Consider the following 22318-nt stretch of genomic DNA (forward strand, 5'->3'; position numbering starts at 1 on the left):
CAACGTGACGGCGCCCCACCACCGTTCACGCGCTAGTCAGGCACCCCGAGTCCACCCGCGATGTCCAGCTCCTGGCTGGTGAACTCGCCCGTCAGCAACGGCATCGTCTTCGCGATGGCCGCCTTGACCTCGGGCAGTTGCAGCGAGTCGTCGTGGGCCTGCTTGCTCACCCAGACCTCGCTCACCCAGACGGTGTCCTTGTCACTGTCGGAGGTTCCCACCACGTAGAGATCGCAGCCGGCGGCCTTCAGCCCGTCCGCCCCGCCGACGAGCGTGGCGACGACCTCGTCGCGGTGACCGGCCTTGACCCGCATGGTCCCGAAGTATCCGTATCGCACGGCGCGATGCTCGCACACGACCGGCACCAGTTGATTGGACGAACGCGACACTAGGCTCGGAAGCATGACCAGGATCGCGTTCATCGGGCTCGGGATCATGGGCCTGCCCATGGCCGTCAACCTCGTCCGCGCCGGCCATGAGGTGACCGGCCACAACCGGAGTCCGGCGAGGACCGCGCGGTTCGCCGAGCAGGGCGGGCGCGCGGCCGACAGCGTCCGGGACGCGGTGGCCGGCGCGGAGATCGTGATCACGATGCTGCCCGACTCCCCGGACGTCGAGGCCGTGGCGGCGGACGTGCTGACCGCGCGCCGCGCGCTCTGGGTCGACATGAGCACGATCTCGCCGGTCACCGCCAGAAGCGTTGCGGCACAGGCGCGGGACGCGGGTCTCCGCACGCTCGACGCACCGGTCAGCGGCGGCGAGCAGGGCGCGGTGGACGGCACGCTGTCGATCATGGTGGGTGGCGAGGCGGCCGACGTCGAGGCCGCCCGGCCGGTGCTGGAGGTCGTCGGCAGGACGATCGTCCACGTGGGACCGGCCGGTGCCGGCCAGACGGTCAAGGCCGCGAACCAGCTGATCGTCGCCGGCACGATCGGCCTGGTAGCGGAGGCACTCACGCTGCTGGACGCGCAGGGCGTCGACCTGACACCGGCCGTCGAGGTCCTTTCCGGCGGCCTCGCGGGTAGCGCGGTCCTGGACCGCAAGTCCGCCAACATGCTCCGGCACGAGTTCGCGCCGGGCTTCCGCGTCGACCTGCATCACAAGGACCTGGGCATCGCGCTCGGCACGGCACGGGAGTCGGGTGTGCCGCTCCCGCTCGGCGCGGTGGTGGCCCAGCTGATGGCCGCGGCCCGCGCACAGGGCCATGGCGACCTCGACCACTCCGCTCTGCTGCTGGTGCTGGAGAACCTCGCGGGAGGGTCCCGCCACGGCCGGTAGGTGTGACGGGACCCCGCGCCGGCACGACGCTCCGACAGACCGATCCTGCGACCTCGACCTAACCGGAGGCCAAGCCCGCCGCCCGGCGCACGTCCGTCACCAGCGCGGTGGCGCCCGCGCTGGGCGGGGCCGAGGTCACCGTCACGGTCTCCCACTTCGGCACCCGGTCGGCGAGCCCGATGAACTGCACCCTGTCGGTCTTCACCGAGAACGACTGTGGCACCAGCGCGACCCCGAGCCCGACCGCAACCATGTCCAGCAGCGAGTGCACGTCGGTCACCTCCAGCGCGACATGCCGGTCGCCGACCACCGAGTCCACCAGGTCCCGCGGCCCCCAGTCGGGCGCGAAGTCCACGAACCGCTCACCGGCCAGCGCGGCCAGGGGCACCCGCGCCGACGAGGCCAGCGGGTGGCTCGGCGCGCACGCCAGCACCATCGGCTCGCTGGCCAGATGTGTCACCACGACGTCGTCCGGCCGCACGGCGGGCCGCGCGACGAACGCGACGTCCAGCTTTCCCTGCGCCACCTGGCCGGTCAGCTCCCCCGACCCGCCGGTGCGCAGCTCGATGTCCAGCCTGGGGTAGGTGGACACGAACGTCGCCAGCACGGTCGGCAGGTGCACCACGTGCAGGCACTGCAACGTCCCGATCGTGAGGCTGCCCCGCAGCAGCCCCTGCACGGCGGCGACCGCGTCCACACAGGCCGTCGACGCCGCGAGGGTCCGCCGTGCCTCGGCCAGCAACGCGGTGCCGGCGGGGGTCAGCCGGACCTGCCGGGTGTTGCGCACGAACAGGTCGGCGCCCAGCTCCCGCTCCAGTGACCGCACGGACGCCGACAGCCCGGACTGAGCCACGTGCAGCCGTTTCGCGGCCCGCGTGAAGTGGCACTCCTCGGCGACCGCCACGAAGTACGAGAGTTGCCGCAGCTCCACGACTCATCACCCAAACAGATCAACCCGATCGAAGACTTCTGTTGGACAGCTTAATCGAGTCGGGGAAGGCTGGCGGTACACAACCAGACGGAGGAATCCACGATGCAGTCTCGTCGAATCGGCGACACGCAGGTCAGCGCCATCGGACTCGGCGAGATGCCGATGTCGTTGCGGAGCAGGCCACCGGAGCAGCAGTCGATCGACACCATCCACGCCGCGCTCGACGCGGGGGTCACGTTCATCGACACCGCCGACGCCTACTCGCGCGACGGCGGTGACTTCGGCCACGGCGAGTCGCTCGTCGCGAGGGCGCTCGCGAGCTACGGCGGCGACACGTCGAACGTGCTGGTCGCCACCAAGGGCGGCCACACCCGCGAGGCCGACGGCGAGTGGTCGCTGAACGGCTCGCCGGACTACCTCAGGCAGGCGTGTGACGCGTCGCTGAAGCGCCTCGGCGTCGACGCGATCGGCCTGTACCAGTTCCACCGGCCCGACCCGAGGGTCGACTGGGCCGACTCCGTCGGCGCGATCCGTGACCTGCTCGACGCGGGCAAGATCCGCTACGCCGGGGTGTCCAACGCCGACCCGGACCAGATCCGCCTGTCGAACGAGATCCTGGGCGGGCGGCTCGTGTCGGTGCAGAACCAGTTCTCGCCGGCGTTCCGGTCCAGCGAGCCGGAGCTGGCGCTGTGTGCCGAGCTCGACATCGCGTTCCTGCCGTGGAGCCCGTTCGGCGGCATCAGCAAGGCCGGCGACCTGGGCTCGCGCTTCGCCCCGTTCGCGAAGGTGGGCGAGGCACGCGGGGTCAGCCCGCAGCAGGTGTGCCTGGCGTGGATGCTCGCCAAGGCGCCGGTGGTGATCCCGATTCCCGGCTCGTCCCGTCCGGAGACGATCCGCGACTCGGCCGCGGCGGTACACCTGAGCCTCACGGCCGAGGAGATCGCGGAGCTCGACGCCGCCTAATGGCGGGTCCTACGCGGGTTCGTAACGGGTCACCGGCTGACTGCCCCGGATGAGGGACCGCAGCTGGGCGAGGTCGCCACTGACCGCGCCCAGCGCGCGGGCCTGGACGAGCACGTTCCCGAGCGCGGTCGCCTCGACCGGTCCGGCCAGCACCGGTAGCCCGCACGCGTCCGCGGTCAGCTGGCACAGCAACGAGTTCCGCGCGCCGCCGCCCACGACGTGCACCACGTCCACCTCGCGCCCGGACAGCTCCTGCGCCTCCTGGACCGCCCGGCGGTGCGCGTCGGCGAGACTGTCCACAATGCACCGGACGATCGCCGGACGGTCCGCCGGCACGGGCTGGTCCGCCCGCCGGCACGCGTCGGCGATCCGCGCCGGCATGTCGCCCGGTGGCAGGAAGACCGGGTCGTCCGGGTCGATCACCGCGCCCCTGGGGCGCGCCGCCGCCGCACGCGACAGCTCCGCGGTGTCGGCGCCCCACTCCCGCGCGCATTCCTGCAGCAACCACAGTCCCATGACGTTGCGCAGGTACCGCACGGTCCCGTCGACGCCGAGCTCGTTGGTGAAGTTGGCCTCCCTGCTGGCATCCGTGAGCACGGGCCGGCTGAGCTCGACCCCGACCAGCGACCAGGTCCCGCAGGAGATGTAGGCGAACCGCTCGCCGGCCGCGGGCACCCCCACGACCGCGGACGCGGTGTCGTGCGAGCCGACGGCGATGACCGGCGTGCCGCCGTACGACCCGATCACCGTGCCCGGCTCCCGCAGCGGCGGGAGCAACGCCGGATCGACGCCCGCCTTCTCGATCAGCTCCGTCGCCCACGCGCGGGTCCGGACGTCCAGCAGCTGCGTCGTGGACGCGTTCGTGACCTCCGCGCCCTGCTCTCCCGTGAGCCAGTACGCGAGCAGGTCGGGGATCATCAGCAGCCGCCGCGCGGCACCCAGCCGGGTCTCGGCCATCAGCTGGTGGATGGTGTTGAACGGCAGGAACTGCAACCCGGTCGTCGCGTACAGCTCCCGCGCGCCAAGGCGTTCGAGGTTCTCCCGCGCGCCGGACGTCCGCTCGTCCCGGTAGTGCACGGGGTTGCCGAGCAGCCCGCCGGACGCGTCGAGCAAGCCGTAGTCCACGGCCCACGAGTCGATGCCGATCCCGTCGACCGGCCCGGCCTTCCGCAGACCGTCCAGCATCTCCTGGTACAGGCTCAGGATGTCCCAGTGCAGCGTGCCGCCGGCCCGCACCGGCCGGTTCACGAACCGGTGACACTCGTCCAGGGTCACCGAGGACGGCCCGACCTCGCCGACGATGACCCGCCCACTCGCCGCGCCGAAGTCGACGGCGCCGAACCTGGCCACTCGCACGCTGGTCATCGGAGGAAGGCGGCCGCCACCCCGGCGTCCACCGGCACGTGCGACCCGGTCGTGAGCGACAGGTCACCGGCGCAGAGGGCGAACACCGCGGCCGCGACATGTTCGGGCAGCACCTCACGCTTCAGTAGCGTGCGCTGGGCGTAGAACGCGCCGAGGTCCTCCTCCGGCACCCCGTACACGGCGGCCCGCTGCGCCCCCCAGCCGCCGGCGAAGATCCCGGAACCCCGCACGACGCCGTCCGGGTTGACGCCGTTGACGCGGATCCCGTACTCGCCGAGCTCCGCCGCCAGCAGCCGGACCTGGTGGGCCTGGTCGGCCTTCGCGGCCCCGTAGGCGACGTTGTTGGGCCCGGCGAACACCGAGTTCTTGCTCGCGATGTACACAAGGTCACCGCCGATGCCCTGCTCGACCATGATCCGCGCGGCCTCGCGGGACACCAGGAACGAGCCCTTGGCCATCACGTCGTGCTGGCGGTCCCAGTCTTCCTCGGTGGTCTCCAGCAGCGGCTTCGACACCGACAGTCCCGCGTTGTTGACCACGAGGTCCACGCCGCCGAACGCCAGCACGGTCGTCCGGAACGCCTCGGCGATCGCGTTCTCGTCGGTCACGTCGACGGTCACCGCGAGCGCGGTCTCGCCCAGCTCCGCGGCCACCTGCTTGGCCGCGTCGGCGTCCCGGTCAGCGACGGCCACGCACGCGCCCTCGGCATGCAGCCGCAACGCGGTGGCCCTGCCGATCCCCGACCCGCCGCCGGTCACGAAGGCGACCCGGGTGGCGAGCGGCCGGGGCCTGGGCCGCCGCTTGAGCTTCGCCTCCTCCAGCGCCCAGTACTCGATGCGGAACTTCTCGCGCTCCTCGATCGGCTCGTACGTGGACACCGACTCGGCGCCACGCATCACGTTGATGGCGTTGACGTAGAACTCGCCGGCCACGCGCGCGGTCTGCTTGTCGGCACCGAAGCTGAACATCCCGACGCCGGGCACCAGCACGATCGCGGGGTCCGCACCGCGCATGGGCGGGCTGTCCGCGTCGGCGTGCCGCTCGTAGTAGGCGCGGTAGTCGGCCCGGTATGCCTCGTGCAGCTCCCCGAGCCGCCCGAGCAGCTGGTCGAGCGGGGTGGTCGGCGGCACGTCGAGGACGAGCGGGCGGACCTTGGTGCGCAGGAAGTGGTCCGGGCACGACGTGCCCTTGGCTGCCAGCTCGCGCAGGCGTTCGCGGGCGAGGAAGTCGAGCACGCCCGCGGCGTCGGTGAAGTGGCCGACCTGCGGGTGGTCGGTGGACGCGAGGCCGCGGACGGCGGGTGCGATGCGGGCCGCGAGGGTCGCCCGGTCGGCGGGCGCGAGGGTCTCGACGACGAGCTCGCCGAACGGGTCCGGCCGGCCGTGCTCGTCGAGGAACCGCTGCGCGGTCGTGATGATCTCGAGGGAGTTGGCCTCGCACTCGTCGCTGGTCGCGCCCCACGCGGTGATCCCGTGGCCGCCGAGGATGACGCCGATGGCCCGCGGGTTGCCCTTCTGGACCGCCGCGATGTCCAGACCCAGCTGGAAGCCCGGCCGCCGCCACGGCACCCAGAGGACCCGGTCCCCGAAGCACCGCCGGGTCAGCTCCGGCCCGTCGGCCGCGGTGGCGAACGCGATGCCGGCGTCCGGGTGCAGGTGGTCGACGTGGGCCTGCTCGACGAGGCCGTGCATGGCGGTGTCGATGGACGGCGCCGCGCCCCCCTTGCCGTGCAGGCAGTAGTCGAACGCGGCGACCATCTCGTCCTCGCGGTCGACGCCCGGGTAGACGCCGGTCAGGGCGCGGAGCCGGTCGAGCCGCAGGACGGCGAGGCCCTGCTCGGTCAGCGTGCCGAGGTCGCCGCCGGAGCCCTTGACGTAGAGAAGCTCGGTGTCCGTGCCGGTCACCGGGTCGGTGGCGGTGGTCGTGGCGGAGGTGTTGCCCCCCGCGTAGTTCGTGTTGCGCGGGTCCGCGCCGAGCCGGTTGCTCCGGCGCAGCAACGCCTCGACCTGTCCAGTCATGACCGCCTCGTCGCGTCGGTTATGGAACGTTTCAATCCGCCTGTGGCCAGCATGCTTGGGCGGCTGCGGGGTGTCAAGCGACCGCCGGGCGAGGGCCGGCACGGCTCAGCGCCGGATCCCGGTGGACGCCCGCACGACGAGCTCCGGTGAGAAGCGAACCTGTTGGTGGGTATGCACGATCTCGTCCGACGCCTCCTCGAGCAGCAGCCGCGCGGCGGTCCGGCCGAGCAGCTCCCGCGGCTGGCGCACCGAGGTCAGCGGCACGGCGGCCGCCTCGGCGAACTCGATGTCGTCGTAGCCGACCACCGCGAGGTCGCCCGGCACCGACAGCCCGAACCCCCACATGGCCTGCAGCAGCCCGAGCGCGAGCAGGTCGTTGGCGCAGAACGCGGCCGTCGGCCGTTCGTCGCCGGACATCGCCACCAGCCGCTCCCCCGCCCTACGGCCCTCCGCGACGACCAGCGCCTCGGTGTCCAGCACGACCAGCTCGGCCTTGCCACCGGAGCGTTCCAGGGCGTTCCGTGCGCCCTGGTGCCGGTCCCGCACCTGCTGCACCGACATCGGCCCGCCGACGAACGCGATCCGCTCGTGCCCTGTCTCCAGCAGGTGGTCGAGCGCCAGCTCGCCGCCGAGGACGTCGTCGACGGCGACCGAGCACTGCGAGTCGTCCCAGGCGTGGCAGTCGACGAGCACGACGGGCATGCCGCCGCTCATCTCCGCGATCCGCTCGGCGTTCGAGTCGATCGGGGTGATCAGCACGCCCTGGACCCGCTGCTCCCGCAACCGCTCCAGGTACTCGCGCTCACGCACGCCGTCCTGGTTCGAGTTGCACAGATAGACGACCATGCCCTCGCCGCGGGCGATCTCCTCGACCCCGCGGGACACGTCGTTGAAGAACGGGTTGGCCGCGTCCAGCACGACGTAGGCGATGGTCCGGCTGCTGCCGGCACGCAGCTGCCGCGCGGTCTCGTTGCGCACGAACCCCAGCTCGACGATCGCCGCCTGGACCCGCAGCCGCGTCGCCTCGCTGACCAGGTGCGGGCGGTTCAGTACGTTCGACACGGTACCGATGGACACCCCCGCGACCGCGGCGACATCCTTCATCCCGGGAGTGCCGTCGGTCATTCGGCTGCCCGCTTCAGCAGTAGCTCGCGCTCCCGCTCGTTGCGGGTCAGCGACGCGGCCCGCTCGAACTCGGCACGTGCCTCCTCCTGCCGGCCCAGCTTCGCGAGCAGGTCGCCACGCACGCTCGGCAGCAGGTGGTAGTTCCGCATCGACGGGATCCCGGTCAGCTCGTCGACAATCTCCAGGGCGGCCGCCGGACCGAACGCCATCGACAGCGCGACCGCCCGGTTCAGCTCGACGACCGGCGAGGGCACCAGCTGGACCAGCCGGGCGTAGAGCGCCGCGATCCGTGGCCAGTCCGTCTCCTCCGGCGTGCGGGCCCGCGCGTGACAGGCCGCGATCTCCGCCTGCAGCACATAGGACCCCATGGGCTCGCCGATCGCGGCGGCCCGCTCCAGCGCGGCCAACCCGCGCCGGATCAGCAGCTGGTCCCACCGCGAACGGTCCTGGTCGAGAAGCAGTACGGGTGTACCGTCCGGCGCGGTTCTGGCTCTGGCCCGGGACGCCTGAATCTCCATGAGCGCGATGAGCCCGTGTGCCTCGGGCTCCTTCGGCACCAGCTCGGCGAGGATCCGGCCCAGCCGCATGGCGTCCTCGCACAGCGCGGGCCGCATCCAGTCCTCGCCGCCGGTCGCCGAGTAACCCTCGTTGAAGACCAGGTAGACGACCTCGAGCACGGACGCGAGCCGCTCCGCGAGCTCGCTCGCGGCGGGTACTTCGAAGGGGACCTTCTTCTGCGCCAGGGTCTTCTTGGCCCGCACGATCCGCTGCGCGATCGTCGGCTCGGGGGTGAGGAACGCGCGGGCGATCTCCTCGGTGGTCAGCCCGCCGAGCAGCCGCAGCGTGAGTGCCACCCTGGCCTCGGTGGACAGGACCGGGTGGCACGAGATGAAGACGAGCCGGAGGAGGTCGTCGGAGATGGAGGAGTGGATCGCGTCGAAGTCCGGCTCTGCGGTCGGCGGCTCCTGTGTCTCCAGGTCGCGGCCGATCTCGGTGACCTTGCGGTCGAGCGTCTCGCGGCGGCGGAACATGTCGATGGCACGCCTCTTGGCGATGGCCATGAGCCAGGCGCCCGGGTTGTCCGGGACACCCGACTCGGGCCACTGCTCCAGCGCCGCGACCAACGCGTCCTGCGCGAGCTCCTCGGCGAGGCCGACGTCGTGCACCATCCGCGTGAGCCCGGCGATGAGCCGGGCCGCCTCGATCCGCCACACGGCGTCGATCGCACGGTTGGTCTCGAGAGTCGGCATGCGCCTATCAAAGCAGGTAAGGGATCCCCCTGGCGGCTAGTCCTTCCTGGCGGCGAGCCGCAGCTGCTCGTCCCGCTCCCGCTGCTCGGGGGTGTAGGCCTCGCCGAAGTCGGCAGGCTCGAAGACCTGGCGGATCTCGACGTTGGTCTCCACGCCGTCGGTGCACGGGATCCGCTTCATCCACTCGACGGCCTCCTCCTTCGACTTGACGTCGATCAGCCAGAAGCCCGCGATCAGCTCCTTGGCCTCGGCGAACGGGCCGTCGATGACCGTCGGCCTGCCGTCGGTGAACTTGACGCGGGCGCCCTTCGCGGAGGGGTGGAGGCCCTCGCCGGCCAGCAGCACGCCGGCCTTGACGAGCTCCTCGTTGTAGCGGCCCATCGCGGTGAGCTCCTCCTCGGTCGGCATCACACCGGCCTCGGTCCGCTCGTCCGACTTGATCATGACCATGAAACGCATGGCGGTGCTCCCTGCTAGTCGTACTTGATGCCGATGGTGCCCGGCCGGTTCTCGTCGGTGATCGCGTCGCCGAAGTCCTCGGCCCCGTGCACCTGCCGGATCTCGATCTCGGCGTTGCCGTGACCGTCCTCGACGGGCCAGCGCTTGACGATCTCGATGACGTCCGCGAGCGAGTCCGCCTCCAGCAGGGAGAAGCCGGCGACCAGCTCCTTGGCCTCGGCGAACGGGCCGTCGGTCACCGTCGTCCCGCCCGCGCCGTCGAAGCGCAGGAGCGTGCCGTGGGACGAGGCCAACAGGCCTTCCCCGGCCACCATCACGCCCGCCCTGACCAACTCCTCGTTGTAACGACCCATGGCCTCGATGAGCTCGGTGCTCGGCAGCACACCGGCCTCCGTCTCCTCGTCGGCCTTGCGGATGACCATGAAACGCATGCGTCGCCTTCCGTTTCCGTGCCCGGTTGTCGGGCCGAACCTAATCGCTGACCACGCGTCGAACGAGGTGCCATCGGATCGACACGCCTCTCGGACTTTTCTCGCCCGGTGCAGCCGGCCGCCGAGTTTCCGCGGGTGCGTCGCGGCTGAGCAGGTCGACCGTATTGCCACCATCGTGGGCGCGCCGGTGGTGACGATCGGCGAGGTCACGGCGGGTGGCACGCCGGCCTGTGGACAACTCCCGAGGCTTGTCGGCGGTCCCCCATAGAATCGCCCGCGTGACTCTCCCCGAGATCGAGCTCGAGCCCGCACTGGACACGCTGCGCCGCGTGTTCGGCTATGACGCGTTCCGGGGAAACCAGCAGGACATCATCGACCACGTCATCTCCGGCGGCGACGCGCTGGTGTTGATGCCGACCGGTGGCGGCAAGTCCCTGTGCTACCAGATCCCGGCGCTGGTCCGCCCCGGCGTGGGGATCGTGATCTCGCCGCTGATCGCGCTGATGCAGGACCAGGTGGACGCGCTGAAGGCGCTGGGTGTCCGGGCGGGTTTCCTGAACTCGACGCAGGACTTCGCGCAGCGCCATGAGGTGGAGGAGGCGTTCCTGGCGGGCGACATCGACCTCCTGTACCTGGCGCCGGAACGCCTGAAGGTCGAGTCGACGCTGCGCCTGCTGGACCGCGGCAAAATCTCGCTGTTCGCGATCGACGAGGCGCACTGTGTGGCGCAGTGGGGGCACGACTTCCGCCCGGACTACCTGGAGCTGTCCCGGCTGCACGAACGCTGGCCCGCGGTCCCGCGCATCGCCCTGACGGCGACGGCGACCCAGGCGACGCGCAAGGAGATCGCGCACCGCCTGAACCTGGATGACGCCCGCCATTTCGTGGCGAGCTTCGACCGGCCGAACATCCAGTACCGCATCGTCGCGAAGAACCGCCCCGAACAGCAGCTGCTGGAGCTGTTGACCACGGAGCACAAGGGCGACGCGGGCATCGTGTACTGCCTGTCGCGGGCATCGACGGAACGGACCGCCCAGTTCCTGACCGAGAACGGGATCTCGGCGATCCCGTACCACGCGGGCCTGGACGCCAGGACCCGAGCGACGAACCAGTCCCGCTTCCTGCGCGAGGATGGCCTGGTGGTGGTCGCCACGATCGCGTTCGGCATGGGCATCGACAAGCCGGACGTCAGGTTCGTGGCCCACCTGGACCTGCCGAAGTCGGTGGAGGGCTACTACCAGGAGACCGGACGGGCGGGCCGAGACGGCCTGCCGTCGACGGCGTGGCTGGCGTACGGCCTGCAGGACGTGGTCCAGCAACGAAAGATGATAGCGACGTCCGAGGGCGACGACGCGCACAGGCGCCGGCTGGGCGTCCACCTGGACGCGATGCTGGCCCTGTGCGAGACGGTCGAGTGCCGCCGTTCCCAGATACTGAACTACTTCGGCGAAGAAGCCCAACCGTGCGGCAACTGCGACACGTGCCTGACCACACCGGAGTCGTGGGACGGGACGGTGCCGGCGCAGAAAGTGCTGTCGGCGGTCTACCGCCTGGACAAGGAACGTCACCAGAAATTCGGGGTCGGCCACGTCGTGGACATTCTGCTGGGCCGCCAAACGGCGAAGGTCCAGCAGTTCAACCACGAGACCCTGACGGTGTTCGGAGTGGGCGAGGACCTGGCCGAACCGGTATGGCGAGGCGTCATCCGCCAGCTACTGGCACAGGGCCTGCTGACGGTGGAGGGTGACCACGGCACGCTGGTGCTGACAGAAGCAAGCGGCGAGGTCCTGTCCCGCAAACGCGAGGTCCGCCTACGCCAGGAACCGAAGAGGGCCGCCAAGCCCGCGAAGAAGGCAGCGACTCCCCAACAGGAACTGTCCCCGGAAACCAAGCCCGTCTTCGAAAGACTACGCACCTGGCGAGCCGCCACGGCAAAGGAACAAGGCGTCCCGGCCTACGTGGTCTTCCACGACGCGACCCTGCGCCAAATAGCCACGGAGAATCCGACGACCCTGGCGGAACTGGGCACGATAAACGGCGTAGGCGAAAACAAGCTGGCGAAATACGGCCAGCAGATCCTGGACACCCTGACGTCCTGACCCATCGGGCCCGCCGACCCGAGATCCCGCCATCCCCCACCATCGAGTGGGGTGCCGAACGCGCCTCGCTTCCACCCGATCTCGACCCGACAGTCTCTTTACCTTCCCTGCGTACTCTCGCCACCACGACAGGCGACAGGGGGCGAACGTGCTCGCGTACATCATCGGCGTGGTGCTCTTCGCGTTGTGCATCGGCGCTTCGCTTGCTCTGCACGAGGCCGGGCATCTGCTCTCCGCGAAGGCCTTCGGCATGAAGGTGCGCCGGTACTTCGTCGGGTTCGGCCCCAGGATCTGGTCCTTCCGCCGCGGCGAGACCGAGTACGGGCTCAAGGCCGTCCCCGTCGGCGGCTTCTGCGACATCGCCGGCATGACCACCCTCGACGAGGTCGACCCCGAGGACGAGCCGCGCGCCATGTGGCGCCAGAAGACCTGGAAGCGCACGGTCGTCATGGCGACCGGCCCGTTCACCCACTTCCTGCTCGGCTTCGTCGTGCTCTACGTCATGGCCGTCACCTTCGGCCTGCCGAACGTCGCCGAGAAGCCGGTCCTCTCCCAGGTCTCCGCCTGCGTCCGCGACGCGACCACGAACGCCCAGGTCGTCGAGCAGACCTGCCGCGCAGGCGAGACGGGGCCTGCCCAGGCCGCCGGCCTCCGCGGCGGTGACGAGGTCGTGTCGGTCGGCGGCGTCAGCACCCCGACGTGGTCCGCCATGGTCGAAGAGATCCAGCACTCCACGGGCCCGACCCCGTTCGTGGTCCGCCGCGGCGACCAGACGCTCCTCCTCACCGTGGACGTCCCGCGCGTGGACCGCCCGGTCACGAGCGCCGACGGCAGGACCAAGATCGCGCAGGTCGGCGTGGCCGGGGTGTCGGCGACCACGTCGTTCGACTACACGGCCTGGTCCGCGGTCGGCGGCACCATGTCCTTCGCCGGCGACCTGTTCGGCCAGACCTTCCAGAAGCTGGTCCAGTTCCCCCAGCGCATCCCGGCCGTGATCAACGCGATCTTCGGTGGCGAGCGGGACTCGGAGACCCCGGTCAGCGTCGTCGGCGCGAGCCGGATCGGCGGGGAGGCGGTCGAAGCCGGCCTGTGGCAGCTCTTCCTCCTGTTGCTCGCCGGGCTGAACTTCTTCATGGGCGTGTTCAACCTGCTGCCGTTGCTCCCGCTGGACGGCGGCCACATCGCGGTCATCTGGTACGAGCACGTCCGCAACTGGCTGCGCGACCGGCGGGGCAAGACCGCGGCCGCGCCGGTGGACTACACCAGGCTGTCCGGCATCACGATGGTCCTCGTACTGGTCGGCGGCGCGGTCATGCTGCTGACGGTGACCGCCGACATCGTCAACCCGATCAGGATCACGCAGTAGCGGCCGCAACTCGGGCCGGGTCCTTTCACGATCACGGCAGCTACGCTTTCCTCATGTTGCTGCGCCAGCTGGAGTACCTGAGCGCGCTCGCGCGGGAGGGTCACTTCGGGCGGGCCGCCGAGGCCTGCCACGTCTCCCAGCCCGCGCTGTCCGCCGCCATCCGCAAGCTCGAGGCCGAGCTGGACGTCCAGATCGTCCAGCGCGGGCAGCGGTTCGAGGGCTTCACCCCCGAAGGCAAGCAGGTGCTGCTGTGGGCACACCGCATCCTCGCCGAGCAGGACGCGTTGCGCCACGAGCTGGCCAGCATGCGCGGCGGCCTGTCCGGCGTGCTCCGCATCGGCGCGATCCCCACCGCGCAGACCATCGCGTCGCTGCTGACCGCGCCCATGTTCGAGGACCACCCGCAAGTGCGGATCTCCATCGAGTCGCTGTCGTCGCGCGAGATCGTGCACCGGCTCGCCGAGTTCGACCTCGACATCGGCCTGACCTATGTGGACGGTGAGCCGCTCGGCACCGTCCGCGTCACCCCGCTCTACCGCGAGCGGTACCTGCTGCTCACCCCCGCGGACGGCAGGTTCGCCGACCGCGAGTCGGTGGGCTGGGGCGAGTTGGTGGACACCCCGCTCTGCCTGCTGTCGTCGGTGATGCAGAACCGCCGGATCCTCGACCGCAACTTCGCGGAGGTCGGCGTCACCGTCACCGCGTCGGTCGAGACCGACACCGTCTCGGCCATCTACGCACACGTCGCCACCGGTCGCTGGTCCAGCGTCATCGCGCATGCCTGGCTGTACCTGTTCGGCGTGCCGGAGGGCCTCAAGGTCGTGCCACTCAACCGCCCGCGCCTCGCCTATCAGGTCGGGCTGGTCCTGGCCGACCGCGACCCCGAGCCCATGCTGGCCAGGGCCCTGCTCGACGCGACCAGACGCGTCGACATGCAGGCCGAACTCGATCAACTGCTGAAGAAATACCTGTGATAGACGAGAATTATCGGCCGATCAATCAGAATGTTTTGACGTTCAATCACCGGCTCAGTACCGTCCGGATCGATCTACCCCGGGCAGCACACGGAGGTGCGTCATGGCTCTGTCGTTCCTCGATCGTGAACACACCGTGGCGAAGCCGGGGTACAGCAGATGGCTCATTCCCCCGGCCGCCCTGGCCGTCCACCTCTGCATCGGGCAGGCGTACGCGACCAGCGTGTACAAGACCGCGCTGGTCAAGCACTTCGACGCGAGCCTGACCTCGATCGGCATCATCTTCTCCATCGCGATCGTGATGCTCGGCGTCTCCGCGGCGGTCATGGGCACCTGGGTCGAGCGGGTCGGTCCGCGCGCCGCGATGTTCACGGCGGCGTGCTTCTGGGCGACCGGCTTCCTGATCGGCGCACTCGGCATCGCCACCTCGCAGCTCTGGCTCGTGTACCTCGGCTACGGCTTCGTCGGCGGCATCGGACTCGGCATCGGCTACATCTCGCCGGTGTCCACGCTGATCAAGTGGTTCCCCGACCGGCCGGGGCTCGCGACCGGCATGGCGATCATGGGCTTCGGCGGCGGCGCGCTCGTCGCCTCGCCACTGTCCCGGCAGCTGATGTCGTTGTACGACAGCGGTTACGACCCGTCGAACGCCAAGTCCGTGCCGACCGGCAGTGCTGTTGCCTTGCTGTTCCTCACCCTCGGCATCGTCTACTTCATCGTGATGATGTTCGGTGTCTTCAACGTGAAGGTGCCCGCGCCGGGCTGGAAGCCCGCCGGCTTCGACCCGTCACAGCTCAAGGCGAAGACCCTCGTCACCACGTCGCACGTGTCCGCGGCGAACGCGATCAAGACCCCGCAGTTCTGGTTCCTCTGGGTGGTCCTGTTCTGCAACGTGACCGCGGGCATCGGCATCCTGGAGCAGGCGGGCCCGATGATCCAGGACTTCTTCCGCGAGGGCGACACCTCGACGGTGGCCGCCACCGCCGCGACCGGGTTCGTCGGCCTGCTGTCCATCTTCAACATGGCCGGCCGTTTCGCCTGGTCGTCCACTTCGGACTTCCTGGGCCGCAAACCGACGTACATCATGTACCTCGGCGTCGGCATGGTCCTCTACTTCCTGCTCGCCGTCGCCGGGCACAGTGCCACCGCCGTGTTCGTGCTGATCACCGGCATCATCATCTCCTTCTACGGCGGCGGGTTCGCGACCGTGCCGGCGTACCTGCGGGACCTCTTCGGCACCTACCAGGTCGGCGCCATCCACGGCCGGCTGCTGACCGCCTGGTCCGCGGCGGGCGTCGCCGGGCCGCTCATCATCAACGGCTTCCTCGACGCACAAGGAAAGCCCGGCGAGCTCGTGTACTCCGACTACCGGCCCGCGCTGTTCACCATGATCGGCGTCCTCGCCGTCGGCTTCGTGGCGAACCTGCTGATCCGCCCGGTGGGCGAGAAGTTCCACGAGGCGGCACACAGCGACGCGTTCGCCGAAGCCGGCGAGTCCACCCCCGCCACCCGCTAGGAGGTAACCCGGATGTCCGACAACCCGCAGCAGACGGGTGGGCAGACCACCCGCCTGGTGATCTCCTGGCTGATCGTGGGGCTCATCCTCGCGTACGGCCTGTACCAGACGATCAGGTCGATCCTGCCGCTGTTCGGGGGCTGAGCAACGCGACGACCCCCGCCCGGAGCCCGTCGGTGTCGAGAGGCCCGTCGGTGACGAACGCCTGCAGCAGGTAGCCGTCGAGCAAGGCCGCCAGCGCGAAGCCGCGTTCCGGTCCGGCGAACCGCGCGCAGATGCCACGCAGCCCGTCGATCCACAACTGCGCCGCCGGCCGCAGTTCCGGCGCACGGGCAGCCGCGAGGCACACCTCGTACTCGAGCAGCGCCTGCTCGCGGTCGGCGAGGTACCGGCGCGCGAGGTCGACGAAGGTGCCCGGCAGGTCACGGCTGACCGTCAACTCCTCGGCCCATGCCTCCAGCGCGGCACGCGCGTACTCCGTCGCCTCGCGCAGCGCCGCCGCGACCAGATCGTCGAGCGTCGGGAAGTAGTACGTCGTCGACCCGAGCGGCACACCGGCGAGCGCGGCGATCCGCCGGTGCGTCACGTTGCCGACGCCGACCTCCGCGATGACCCGCACCGCCGCCGTGATGATCTTCTGCCGCCGCGCCTCCGGGTCACGCCGCGGACTCAACGCGCACCGCCCAGGTTGAGCACCGAAACGCCCCCGATGACAAGCAGCACGCCAACAATCTTCTGGAAGCTGATCGGCTCGTTCAGGAACACGATGCCGATGGCCACGATCGCCGCCGTGCCGAGGCCGGACCACATCGCATAGGCCACCCCGACCGGCAGGTCGTGTTTGACGGCCCACGCGAGCGCGGCGAAGGCACCCGCGTACGCGACGAGACACACGACCGTCGGCAGCACTCTGGTGAACCCCTCGGTCGCCTTGAGCAGGCTGGTCCCGAGCACTTCGAGCGCGATCGCGCCCAGCAGGAAGACATACGGCAACTGCACCACTCCCAGCGGTTGTACATCTGTACATGTACAAATGTACACCACGATAGGCTTAGCCAGGTGCGCACTGGAGACCGAATCGACAGAGTCCGGTTGTCGCTGGTGTACCTCCCCATCGAGTCTCGGGCCGGTGACGTGAAAGCCCCTCCCCTGACCGAGGTCGCCTTCCTCTTCACCGAGCTCGGCACCACGGACGGCCACGCGGGCCTCGGCCTCAGCTACGCGAAACGCGCCGGCGGTCCCGCCCTCTACGCCCACGCCAAGGAGATCGCCCCCTTGTTGCTGGGCGAGGACCCGAACGACATCGGCCGGGTATGGGAGAAACTCGCCATCGCGGGCGCGTCCGTCGGCCGCGGCGGCCTCGCCACGCAGGCAATCGGCGCCGTCGACATCGGCCTGTGGGACCTCAAGGCGAAGCGCGCCAACCTGTCGCTGGCAAAGCTGTTAGGCGCCTACCGTGACGCGGTGTCCTGTTATCACACGTTGGGTGGATCTCCTTCCCTGTCAGTAGGTGAGCTGTTCGAGACCGCCCGGCGATCCCTGGAACAGGGTGCCGGCGGCATCAAGGTGGAGATAGGACGAACGAACCCGGCGCGTGCTCTCACGCAGGTCCGCGACCGGCTGGGCGCCGACGTGCCCCTCATGGTCGACGCGGGCCAGCAGTGGGACCGCGCGACCGCGCTCCACATCGGCCGAGCACTCGAGCCACTGGCCCTGACGTGGCTCGAAGCACCACTGGACGCCCACGACACCGAGGGCCTCGCCGCGCTGGCATGCGCGCTCGACACCCCGATAGCCGCCGGCGAACCGCTGACCACCGTCGACGAACACTGGCAACTCATGCACGCCGGCGCGAGCGACTACGTCCAGCCGGACGCCCCGAGAATCGGCGGCATCACACCGTTCCTGCGAATCGCGGCACTGGCCAACCACAAGCGACTGGCCATCGCACCACACTTCGCGGCGGAACTGCATGTCCACCTGGCCGCCGCCTACCCGGGCACGGCCTGGGTCGAGCACGTCACCTGGCTCGAGCCGCTCTTCAACGAGCGCCTCGAACTCAAGGACGGCACCGTCCTGGTCCCCGACCGCGCCGGCATAGGCTTCAGCCTCAGCGAGAGGTCCCGGGTATGGACCACCGACCGCATCGAGTTCGCCGAATCCGTCTAGCGCCTCGACATCCGTCTAGCGCCTCGACCAGTTCACGGCCTGTTCCGGCCACCACCACGGCGGACGCGTTCCGGCAGCGCCGTCAGCAGCCCCGCTCGCAACCAGACGTCCTGACCTTCGCCGCCACGCAGGCACGCGCCGGTCCGTCGCCACGCACGAGCGCCAGTTCTCCGTCGCGAACGTCGCGAGTCCTTCGTCACCAGGCGTCGCTATTCCTCCGTCGCAAACGTCGACAGTCCTCGTCGCCATCCTCCGTCACGAAACTCGCTAATCCTCCGTCTCTCCAAGCGTCGCCAGTCCTCCGTCACGAACGTCGACAGTCCTCGTCGCCATCCTCCGTCACGAAACTCGCTAGTCGTCCGTCGCCAGGCGTCGCCGGTTCGCCACGATCCCGACCGCGTGCCCCTCCAGCCGTCCGAACCCGCACAGGATGTTCGGCGCCTCCGTCACGAGTGTCGCCAATCCTCCATCACGAACGTCGCCAGTCCCTCGTAGCCAATCCTCCGTCACGAACGCCGTCAATCCTCCGTCGCCAGGCGTCGCCGGTCTCCGTCGCGAAAACGCCGCCAGGCGTCAGCCGGACGCCTCCCGCAGCGCGGGCAGGATGCGATCCCGCGCCGCGGCCAGGAACCCGTCCTGGTGGCCACCGCCGATCTGCACCAGCGCGACGTGCGTGAAACCCGCTTCCCAGAAGGGTTTCACCGCCGACACGATCGCATCCGGATCGTTCCCGCACGGAATGTTCTCCGCCACGTCCTCCTTGGTGACGAACTGGGTCGCCGCCGCGAAGCCGGCCGGACCCGGCAACTCGGCATTGACCTTCCACCCGCCCGCGAACCAGCGGAACTGTTCGTGCGCACGCGCGATCGCCGCATCACGATCAGCGTCCCAGCACACCGGTAGCTGACCGATCTTGGGCGCGTCCCGCCGCCCGAAACGGTCCCACTCGTCGCAGAGCCCCGCCTCCGGCTCAACGGCGATCATCGCGTCGGAGAGCGGCGCGAACCGTTGCACCGACTGGCTTCCGGACACCGCGACCGCCATGGGCACGCGAATGTCCGGCAGGTCCCACAACTTCGCGGAGTCCACACGGAAGTGTTCACCCTTGAAGTTGACGTAACCGCCGTCGAACAGCGCGGAGATGATCTGCACCGCCTCGACGAGCATCTCGTGCCGCACGTTGACCGGCGGCCAGCCTCGACCGACGACGTGCTCGTTGAGGTTCTCTCCCGCACCGAGCCCGAGCGTGAACCGGTTGCCGGACAACAACTGCACGGTCGCCGCCTGTTGTGCGACAACGGTTGGGTGGTACCGCATGGTCGGACACGTCACGTAGGTCATCAGGTCGACCCGCTCGGTTACCTGAGTGACCGCGCCGAGCGTGGCCCACGCGTTCGGCGAATGTCCTTGTTCCGCGAGCCACGGGAAGTAGTGGTCGCTCGTCACCTCGAAGTCGAAGCCAGCCCGCTCCGCCTCCGCAGCATACCGTACCAGCTCCCGCGGGCCGGCCTGCTCCGTCATCAACGTGTATCCGAAGTGGACCATCAGACGTGCGCGCCTTCCGCTACCTCCTCGACCAGTCTGGCACAGAAGGCGTCGAGGTCGTCCGGATTCCGGCTCGACACGAGACCGTTGTCGGTGACGACCTCCCGGTCCACCCACGTGGCGCCGGCGTTGCGGAGGTCGGTACGCAGGCTCGGCCACGACGTCATCGTCCTGCCGCGCACGACGTCCGCCTCGATGAGCACCCAACCGCCGTGACAGATCACCGCGATCGGCTTGTGCGCGTCGGCGAACCGGCGGACGAACCGCGCGGCACGCTCGTCCGCGCGCACGAAGTCCCCGTTGGCGACACCGCCGGGCAGCACCAGAGCGTCGTACGAGTCGGCGTCGGCATCGTCGATCGCGACGTCCACATGCTTCTCGTCGCTCTTGTCCAGGTGGTTGAACGCCTGAATCTCCCCCGACTCGAGCGACACCAGCTCAGGACGCCCACCGGCCTCGGCAACCGCCTGCCACGGCCGGTCGAGCTCGACCTGCTCCACGCCGTCGGTCGCCAGGAAAGCAATCCTCTTGCCGTCAATCGCAGGCATGACACCTCACTCTTTCGGTATCTCCGTCCAACGTTCGGCGACTACCCGTCTGCGCCGACGACAAACCCAGCCGCCACCCACTCCGGGCGCCTTCGACACCTTCGTGTCAGCGTCGCTCAGGCGTTCGAAAGCCGGTGTATCGTGGCCCGCATGGCAGCACTCCAAGCATCACTTCTCGACGACCTCGACGACGTCGGTCTTCGTTCGCTCGGCCCGACTCGCCGCACCGAGCTGACGGCAGGCGCGTGGGTCGACGTACGCCCCGGCTGGCTCACGGGCGCGGGCACTCTCTTCGAGCGCCTGGCGAGCGGAGTGCCGTGGCGTGCCGAACGACGGCAGATGTACGACCGCCGCGTCGACGTGCCGAGGTTGCTGTGTTTCTATGATGAGCAGGAGCCGCTCCCGGACCCCGTACTGACGGACGCCAGGAACGCGCTCAGCGCGCACTACGCGGCGGAGCTCGGCGAACCGTTCCGTACCGCCGGTCTGTGCTACTACCGCGACGGCAAGGACAGCGTCGCGTGGCACGGAGACCGCATCGGCCGCGGGAACACGGAGGACACGATGGTGGCGATCGTCTCCGTCGGCGCACCACGGGCACTGTTACTCAGGCCGCGGGACGGCGGCCAAACCCTCCGCTACGCACTGGGCCTCGGCGACCTGATCGTCATGGGCGGCTCGTGCCAGCGGACATGGGAACACGCGGTGCCGAAGACGGCCAAGCCGGTCGGACCACGCATCAGCATCCAGTTCCGACCCCGCGGCGTTCGCTGAAACACAGACCTGCCAAAGAAAGGAGCCTTCCGACGATCCCTGAACCGCGCCCGTCACCCCCGCGTCCCGAGCCTCCAGCCCACGCTCCACCCGGGATCCCAACTCGAAACTCTCAGCCCGAACCCGCTGCATTCCCCTACACAGAGCCCTGAACGGAAAGGAGAACGCCTTACTCGAACATCCCTGCCAACCGCCCCTGCGCGACACGAAGGCGTCGGCCAGACCCCATTCGAGTCGTACACGACGGTCGCACCAACCCGAGACGGCACATCGCACACCCCACATGCCAACCAGTGTGGCGCGGGCGTGGTTCCGGTCCGGAACCGCCGGAACCACGCCGTCCCGCCGCTGGCTCAGGTGTCGACGCGGTCCGCGAGCAGATCGCCGAAGAAACCACGGATATCGGCGACCAGCACGTCCGGCGCCTGGTGTGCCGCATAGTGACCGCCGGTGTCGTACTCGCGCCAGGACACCACGTTCTTGTGGTCACGGTCGACGAACCGGCGAATCGACTTGAAGTCGCCGGCGAAGGCGGCAAGGCCGATCGGGACGGTGGTCGGTTCTGTCGGCGCGTCCATGTGCGCGTTCTCGTAGTAGAACCGCGCCGATGACGCCGAAGTGCCGGTGAACCAGTAGATCGCCAGATTCGTCAGCGCGAACTCGATGTCGACCGCATCGCCGAATAGCTGACCGTTCCACCCGATCAGCCCAGCTGGCGAGTCGGCCAGCGCATGCGCCAACGTCTGCGGCTGCTGGCCCTGAACCTGGCCGAAGGCGCCCAGGTTCTCGTGGAACCACTGCAGGTGGGCCATGGCGGCGAGCTCGTCCTCCGTCATACCCTCGAACTCGGCGGGATCGCCGCCGGGAAAGGAGAAGATCTGTGTGACGTGCACGCCGGCCACGTGCGACGGATCCACTCGTCCGACCTCGGGTGAGATCAGGGAACCGCCGTCGTTGCCGACCGCGCCGTACCGCTCGTAGCCGAGCCGCCGCATCAGCTCGGCCCACGCCCGGGCCACGCGCTGAACCGTCCAGCCGCGTTCCTTGGTCGGACCGGAGAAGCCGAAACCTGGCACCGACGGGATGACCAGGTCGAAGGCCTGCGCGGGGTCGAGGCCATGTGCCCTCGGGTCGGTCAGCGGACCGATGACGTCGAGGTACTCGACCACCGACCCGGGCCAGCCGTGCGTGAGGATGAGTGGGAACGCGTTCGGCTCCGTGGACCGGATGTGCAGGAAGTGCACGTTCTGGCCGTCGATCTCGGTGGTGAACTGCGGGTGGGCGTTGAGCTTGGCCTCCCACGCACGCCAGTCGTAGTCGTGCAGCCAGTGGTTGGCGAGACGCCGCACGTAGTCAACCGTGACCCCGTAGTCCGTGCCGGCGTCCGTGCCGGCGTCCGGAAGTTCCTCGGTCCACCGGGTGCGGGCGAGCCGGTCACGGAGGTCGTCGAGGTCGACCTGCGGGATGTCGATGTGGAAGGGACGGACCTCAATGCTGTTCGTCATGG

Annotated in this window: 23 protein-coding genes; 9 read left to right on the forward strand and 14 right to left on the reverse strand. The window is 69.6% G+C overall.

Annotated features, from left to right (window positions below; genetic code table 11):
* Positions 1–32: 32 nt before the first annotated feature.
* Complete coding sequence (locus VET29_RS21300) at positions 33–338, reverse strand: putative quinol monooxygenase (RefSeq protein ID WP_324923175.1); 306 nt, start codon at positions 336–338, stop codon at positions 33–35.
* Between the two features lie 64 nt (positions 339–402).
* Here VET29_RS21300 and VET29_RS21305 point away from each other — a divergent pair, with 64 nt between their 5' ends.
* Positions 403–1278, forward strand: coding sequence for an NAD(P)-dependent oxidoreductase (locus VET29_RS21305; protein WP_324923177.1), 876 nt, complete (start codon positions 403–405; stop codon positions 1276–1278).
* Positions 1279–1336: 58 nt separating this feature from the next.
* Here the strand turns inward: VET29_RS21305 and VET29_RS21310 are convergent, their stop codons facing one another.
* On the reverse strand, positions 1337–2209 hold the full coding sequence (locus VET29_RS21310; RefSeq protein ID WP_324923179.1) for a LysR family transcriptional regulator: 873 nt from the start codon (positions 2207–2209) through the stop codon (positions 1337–1339).
* 102 nt (positions 2210–2311) lie between these two features.
* Here VET29_RS21310 and VET29_RS21315 point away from each other — a divergent pair, with 102 nt between their 5' ends.
* Complete coding sequence (locus VET29_RS21315) at positions 2312–3172, forward strand: aldo/keto reductase (RefSeq protein ID WP_324923181.1); 861 nt, start codon at positions 2312–2314, stop codon at positions 3170–3172.
* Positions 3173–3181: 9 nt separating this feature from the next.
* Here VET29_RS21315 and VET29_RS21320 read toward each other — a convergent pair whose 3' ends face one another.
* The 6 genes from VET29_RS21320 to VET29_RS21345 all read right to left on the reverse strand — a co-directional run bounded on the left by VET29_RS21320 (position 3182) and on the right by VET29_RS21345 (position 9820).
* The gene (locus VET29_RS21320) at positions 3182–4537 is read right to left on the reverse strand and encodes a rhamnulokinase family protein (protein ID WP_324923183.1); all 1356 of its coding nucleotides are present in this window, start codon (positions 4535–4537) and stop codon (positions 3182–3184) included.
* Positions 4534–6555, reverse strand: coding sequence for a bifunctional aldolase/short-chain dehydrogenase (locus tag VET29_RS21325; protein WP_324923186.1), 2022 nt, complete (start codon positions 6553–6555; stop codon positions 4534–4536). Before VET29_RS21325 ends, VET29_RS21320 begins: the two co-directional genes overlap by 4 nt.
* Before the next feature lie 105 nt (positions 6556–6660).
* On the reverse strand, positions 6661–7680 hold the full coding sequence (locus VET29_RS21330) for a LacI family DNA-binding transcriptional regulator (protein ID WP_324923188.1): 1020 nt from the start codon (positions 7678–7680) through the stop codon (positions 6661–6663).
* A complete protein-coding gene (locus tag VET29_RS21335; RefSeq protein ID WP_324923190.1) occupies positions 7677–8930 on the reverse strand; it encodes an RNA polymerase sigma factor in 1254 nt (417 codons plus the stop codon). The genes VET29_RS21330 and VET29_RS21335 overlap by 4 nt, the downstream gene beginning before the upstream one ends.
* A 36-nt stretch (positions 8931–8966) precedes the next feature.
* Complete coding sequence (locus tag VET29_RS21340) at positions 8967–9389, reverse strand: YciI family protein (protein WP_324923192.1); 423 nt, start codon at positions 9387–9389, stop codon at positions 8967–8969.
* A gap of 14 nt (positions 9390–9403) precedes the next feature.
* Positions 9404–9820, reverse strand: a complete 417-nt coding sequence (locus VET29_RS21345; RefSeq protein WP_324923194.1) for a YciI family protein — start codon at positions 9818–9820, stop codon at positions 9404–9406.
* 278 nt (positions 9821–10098) lie between these two features.
* Here VET29_RS21345 and recQ point away from each other — a divergent pair, with 278 nt between their 5' ends.
* From recQ to VET29_RS21370, 5 genes are all read left to right on the forward strand, one after another.
* Positions 10099–11919 (forward strand): DNA helicase RecQ, encoded by a 1821-nt coding sequence (gene recQ, locus VET29_RS21350; protein WP_324923196.1) that lies wholly within the window; start codon positions 10099–10101, stop codon positions 11917–11919.
* A gap of 148 nt (positions 11920–12067) precedes the next feature.
* Positions 12068–13285, forward strand: coding sequence for a site-2 protease family protein (locus VET29_RS21355; RefSeq protein WP_324923198.1), 1218 nt, complete (start codon positions 12068–12070; stop codon positions 13283–13285).
* A gap of 53 nt (positions 13286–13338) precedes the next feature.
* Positions 13339–14259, forward strand: coding sequence for a LysR family transcriptional regulator (locus VET29_RS21360; RefSeq protein WP_324923200.1), 921 nt, complete (start codon positions 13339–13341; stop codon positions 14257–14259).
* 103 nt (positions 14260–14362) lie between these two features.
* Positions 14363–15775 (forward strand): OFA family MFS transporter, encoded by a 1413-nt coding sequence (locus VET29_RS21365; protein WP_324923202.1) that lies wholly within the window; start codon positions 14363–14365, stop codon positions 15773–15775.
* A 12-nt stretch (positions 15776–15787) separates the two neighbouring features.
* Positions 15788–15919 carry an MFS transporter small subunit gene (locus tag VET29_RS21370; RefSeq protein WP_324923204.1) on the forward strand — a complete coding sequence of 44 codons (132 nt, stop codon included), beginning with the start codon at positions 15788–15790 and terminating at the stop codon, positions 15917–15919.
* On the opposite strand, the gene VET29_RS21375 is transcribed toward VET29_RS21370, so the two are convergent.
* Positions 15888–16448: a TetR/AcrR family transcriptional regulator gene (locus VET29_RS21375; RefSeq protein ID WP_324923206.1), complete on the reverse strand. Its 561-nt coding sequence runs from the start codon at positions 16446–16448 to the stop codon at positions 15888–15890. The genes VET29_RS21370 and VET29_RS21375 overlap by 32 nt on opposite strands.
* Positions 16445–16777, reverse strand: a complete 333-nt coding sequence (locus tag VET29_RS21380; protein ID WP_324923208.1) for a multidrug efflux SMR transporter — start codon at positions 16775–16777, stop codon at positions 16445–16447. The genes VET29_RS21375 and VET29_RS21380 overlap by 4 nt, the downstream gene beginning before the upstream one ends.
* A 57-nt stretch (positions 16778–16834) precedes the next feature.
* Between VET29_RS21380 and VET29_RS21385 the strand changes: the two genes are divergently transcribed.
* On the forward strand, positions 16835–17944 hold the full coding sequence (locus VET29_RS21385) for an L-talarate/galactarate dehydratase (RefSeq protein WP_324923210.1): 1110 nt from the start codon (positions 16835–16837) through the stop codon (positions 17942–17944).
* Between the two features lie 351 nt (positions 17945–18295).
* Here the strand turns inward: VET29_RS21385 and VET29_RS21390 are convergent, their stop codons facing one another.
* From VET29_RS21390 to VET29_RS21400, 3 genes are all read right to left on the reverse strand, one after another.
* The gene (locus tag VET29_RS21390) at positions 18296–18394 is read right to left on the reverse strand and encodes a carboxyl transferase domain-containing protein (protein ID WP_324923212.1); all 99 of its coding nucleotides are present in this window, start codon (positions 18392–18394) and stop codon (positions 18296–18298) included.
* A gap of 123 nt (positions 18395–18517) precedes the next feature.
* Positions 18518–19489 (reverse strand): TIGR03557 family F420-dependent LLM class oxidoreductase, encoded by a 972-nt coding sequence (locus tag VET29_RS21395; protein WP_324923213.1) that lies wholly within the window; start codon positions 19487–19489, stop codon positions 18518–18520.
* A complete protein-coding gene (locus VET29_RS21400) occupies positions 19489–20037 on the reverse strand; it encodes a type 1 glutamine amidotransferase domain-containing protein (RefSeq protein ID WP_324923215.1) in 549 nt (182 codons plus the stop codon). Before VET29_RS21400 ends, VET29_RS21395 begins: the two co-directional genes overlap by 1 nt.
* 150 nt (positions 20038–20187) lie before the next feature.
* Here VET29_RS21400 and VET29_RS21405 point away from each other — a divergent pair, with 150 nt between their 5' ends.
* Positions 20188–20811 (forward strand): alpha-ketoglutarate-dependent dioxygenase AlkB, encoded by a 624-nt coding sequence (locus VET29_RS21405; protein ID WP_324923217.1) that lies wholly within the window; start codon positions 20188–20190, stop codon positions 20809–20811.
* Positions 20812–21164: 353 nt separating this feature from the next.
* Here the strand turns inward: VET29_RS21405 and VET29_RS21410 are convergent, their stop codons facing one another.
* On the reverse strand, positions 21165–22316 hold the full coding sequence (locus tag VET29_RS21410) for an epoxide hydrolase (RefSeq protein ID WP_324923218.1): 1152 nt from the start codon (positions 22314–22316) through the stop codon (positions 21165–21167).
* Positions 22317–22318 lie beyond the last annotated feature (2 nt).

The sequence above is a fragment of the Actinophytocola sp. genome, assembly GCF_035634895.1.
Lineage (GTDB): Bacteria > Actinomycetota > Actinomycetes > Mycobacteriales > Pseudonocardiaceae > Actinophytocola.

Bases quoted from the DNA above. Each gene is read 5' to 3' on its own strand.
- VET29_RS21305 (WP_324923177.1), top strand. From the start codon at position 403: ATGACCAGGATCGCGTTCATCGGGCTCGGGATCATGGGCCTGCCCATG.
- VET29_RS21315 (WP_324923181.1), top strand. From the start codon at position 2,312: ATGCAGTCTCGTCGAATCGGCGACACGCAGGTCAGCGCCATCGGACTC.
- VET29_RS21320 (WP_324923183.1), bottom strand. From the start codon at position 4,537: ATGACCAGCGTGCGAGTGGCCAGGTTCGGCGCCGTCGACTTCGGCGCG.
- VET29_RS21325 (WP_324923186.1), bottom strand. From the start codon at position 6,555: ATGACTGGACAGGTCGAGGCGTTGCTGCGCCGGAGCAACCGGCTCGGC.
- VET29_RS21330 (WP_324923188.1), bottom strand. From the start codon at position 7,680: ATGACCGACGGCACTCCCGGGATGAAGGATGTCGCCGCGGTCGCGGGG.
- VET29_RS21335 (WP_324923190.1), bottom strand. From the start codon at position 8,930: ATGCCGACTCTCGAGACCAACCGTGCGATCGACGCCGTGTGGCGGATC.
- VET29_RS21340 (WP_324923192.1), bottom strand. From the start codon at position 9,389: ATGCGTTTCATGGTCATGATCAAGTCGGACGAGCGGACCGAGGCCGGT.
- VET29_RS21345 (WP_324923194.1), bottom strand. From the start codon at position 9,820: ATGCGTTTCATGGTCATCCGCAAGGCCGACGAGGAGACGGAGGCCGGT.
- VET29_RS21360 (WP_324923200.1), top strand. From the start codon at position 13,339: ATGTTGCTGCGCCAGCTGGAGTACCTGAGCGCGCTCGCGCGGGAGGGT.
- VET29_RS21365 (WP_324923202.1), top strand. From the start codon at position 14,363: ATGGCTCTGTCGTTCCTCGATCGTGAACACACCGTGGCGAAGCCGGGG.
- VET29_RS21370 (WP_324923204.1), top strand. From the start codon at position 15,788: ATGTCCGACAACCCGCAGCAGACGGGTGGGCAGACCACCCGCCTGGTG.
- VET29_RS21395 (WP_324923213.1), bottom strand. From the start codon at position 19,489: ATGGTCCACTTCGGATACACGTTGATGACGGAGCAGGCCGGCCCGCGG.
- VET29_RS21400 (WP_324923215.1), bottom strand. From the start codon at position 20,037: ATGCCTGCGATTGACGGCAAGAGGATTGCTTTCCTGGCGACCGACGGC.
- VET29_RS21405 (WP_324923217.1), top strand. From the start codon at position 20,188: ATGGCAGCACTCCAAGCATCACTTCTCGACGACCTCGACGACGTCGGT.
- VET29_RS21410 (WP_324923218.1), bottom strand. From the start codon at position 22,316: ATGACGAACAGCATTGAGGTCCGTCCCTTCCACATCGACATCCCGCAG.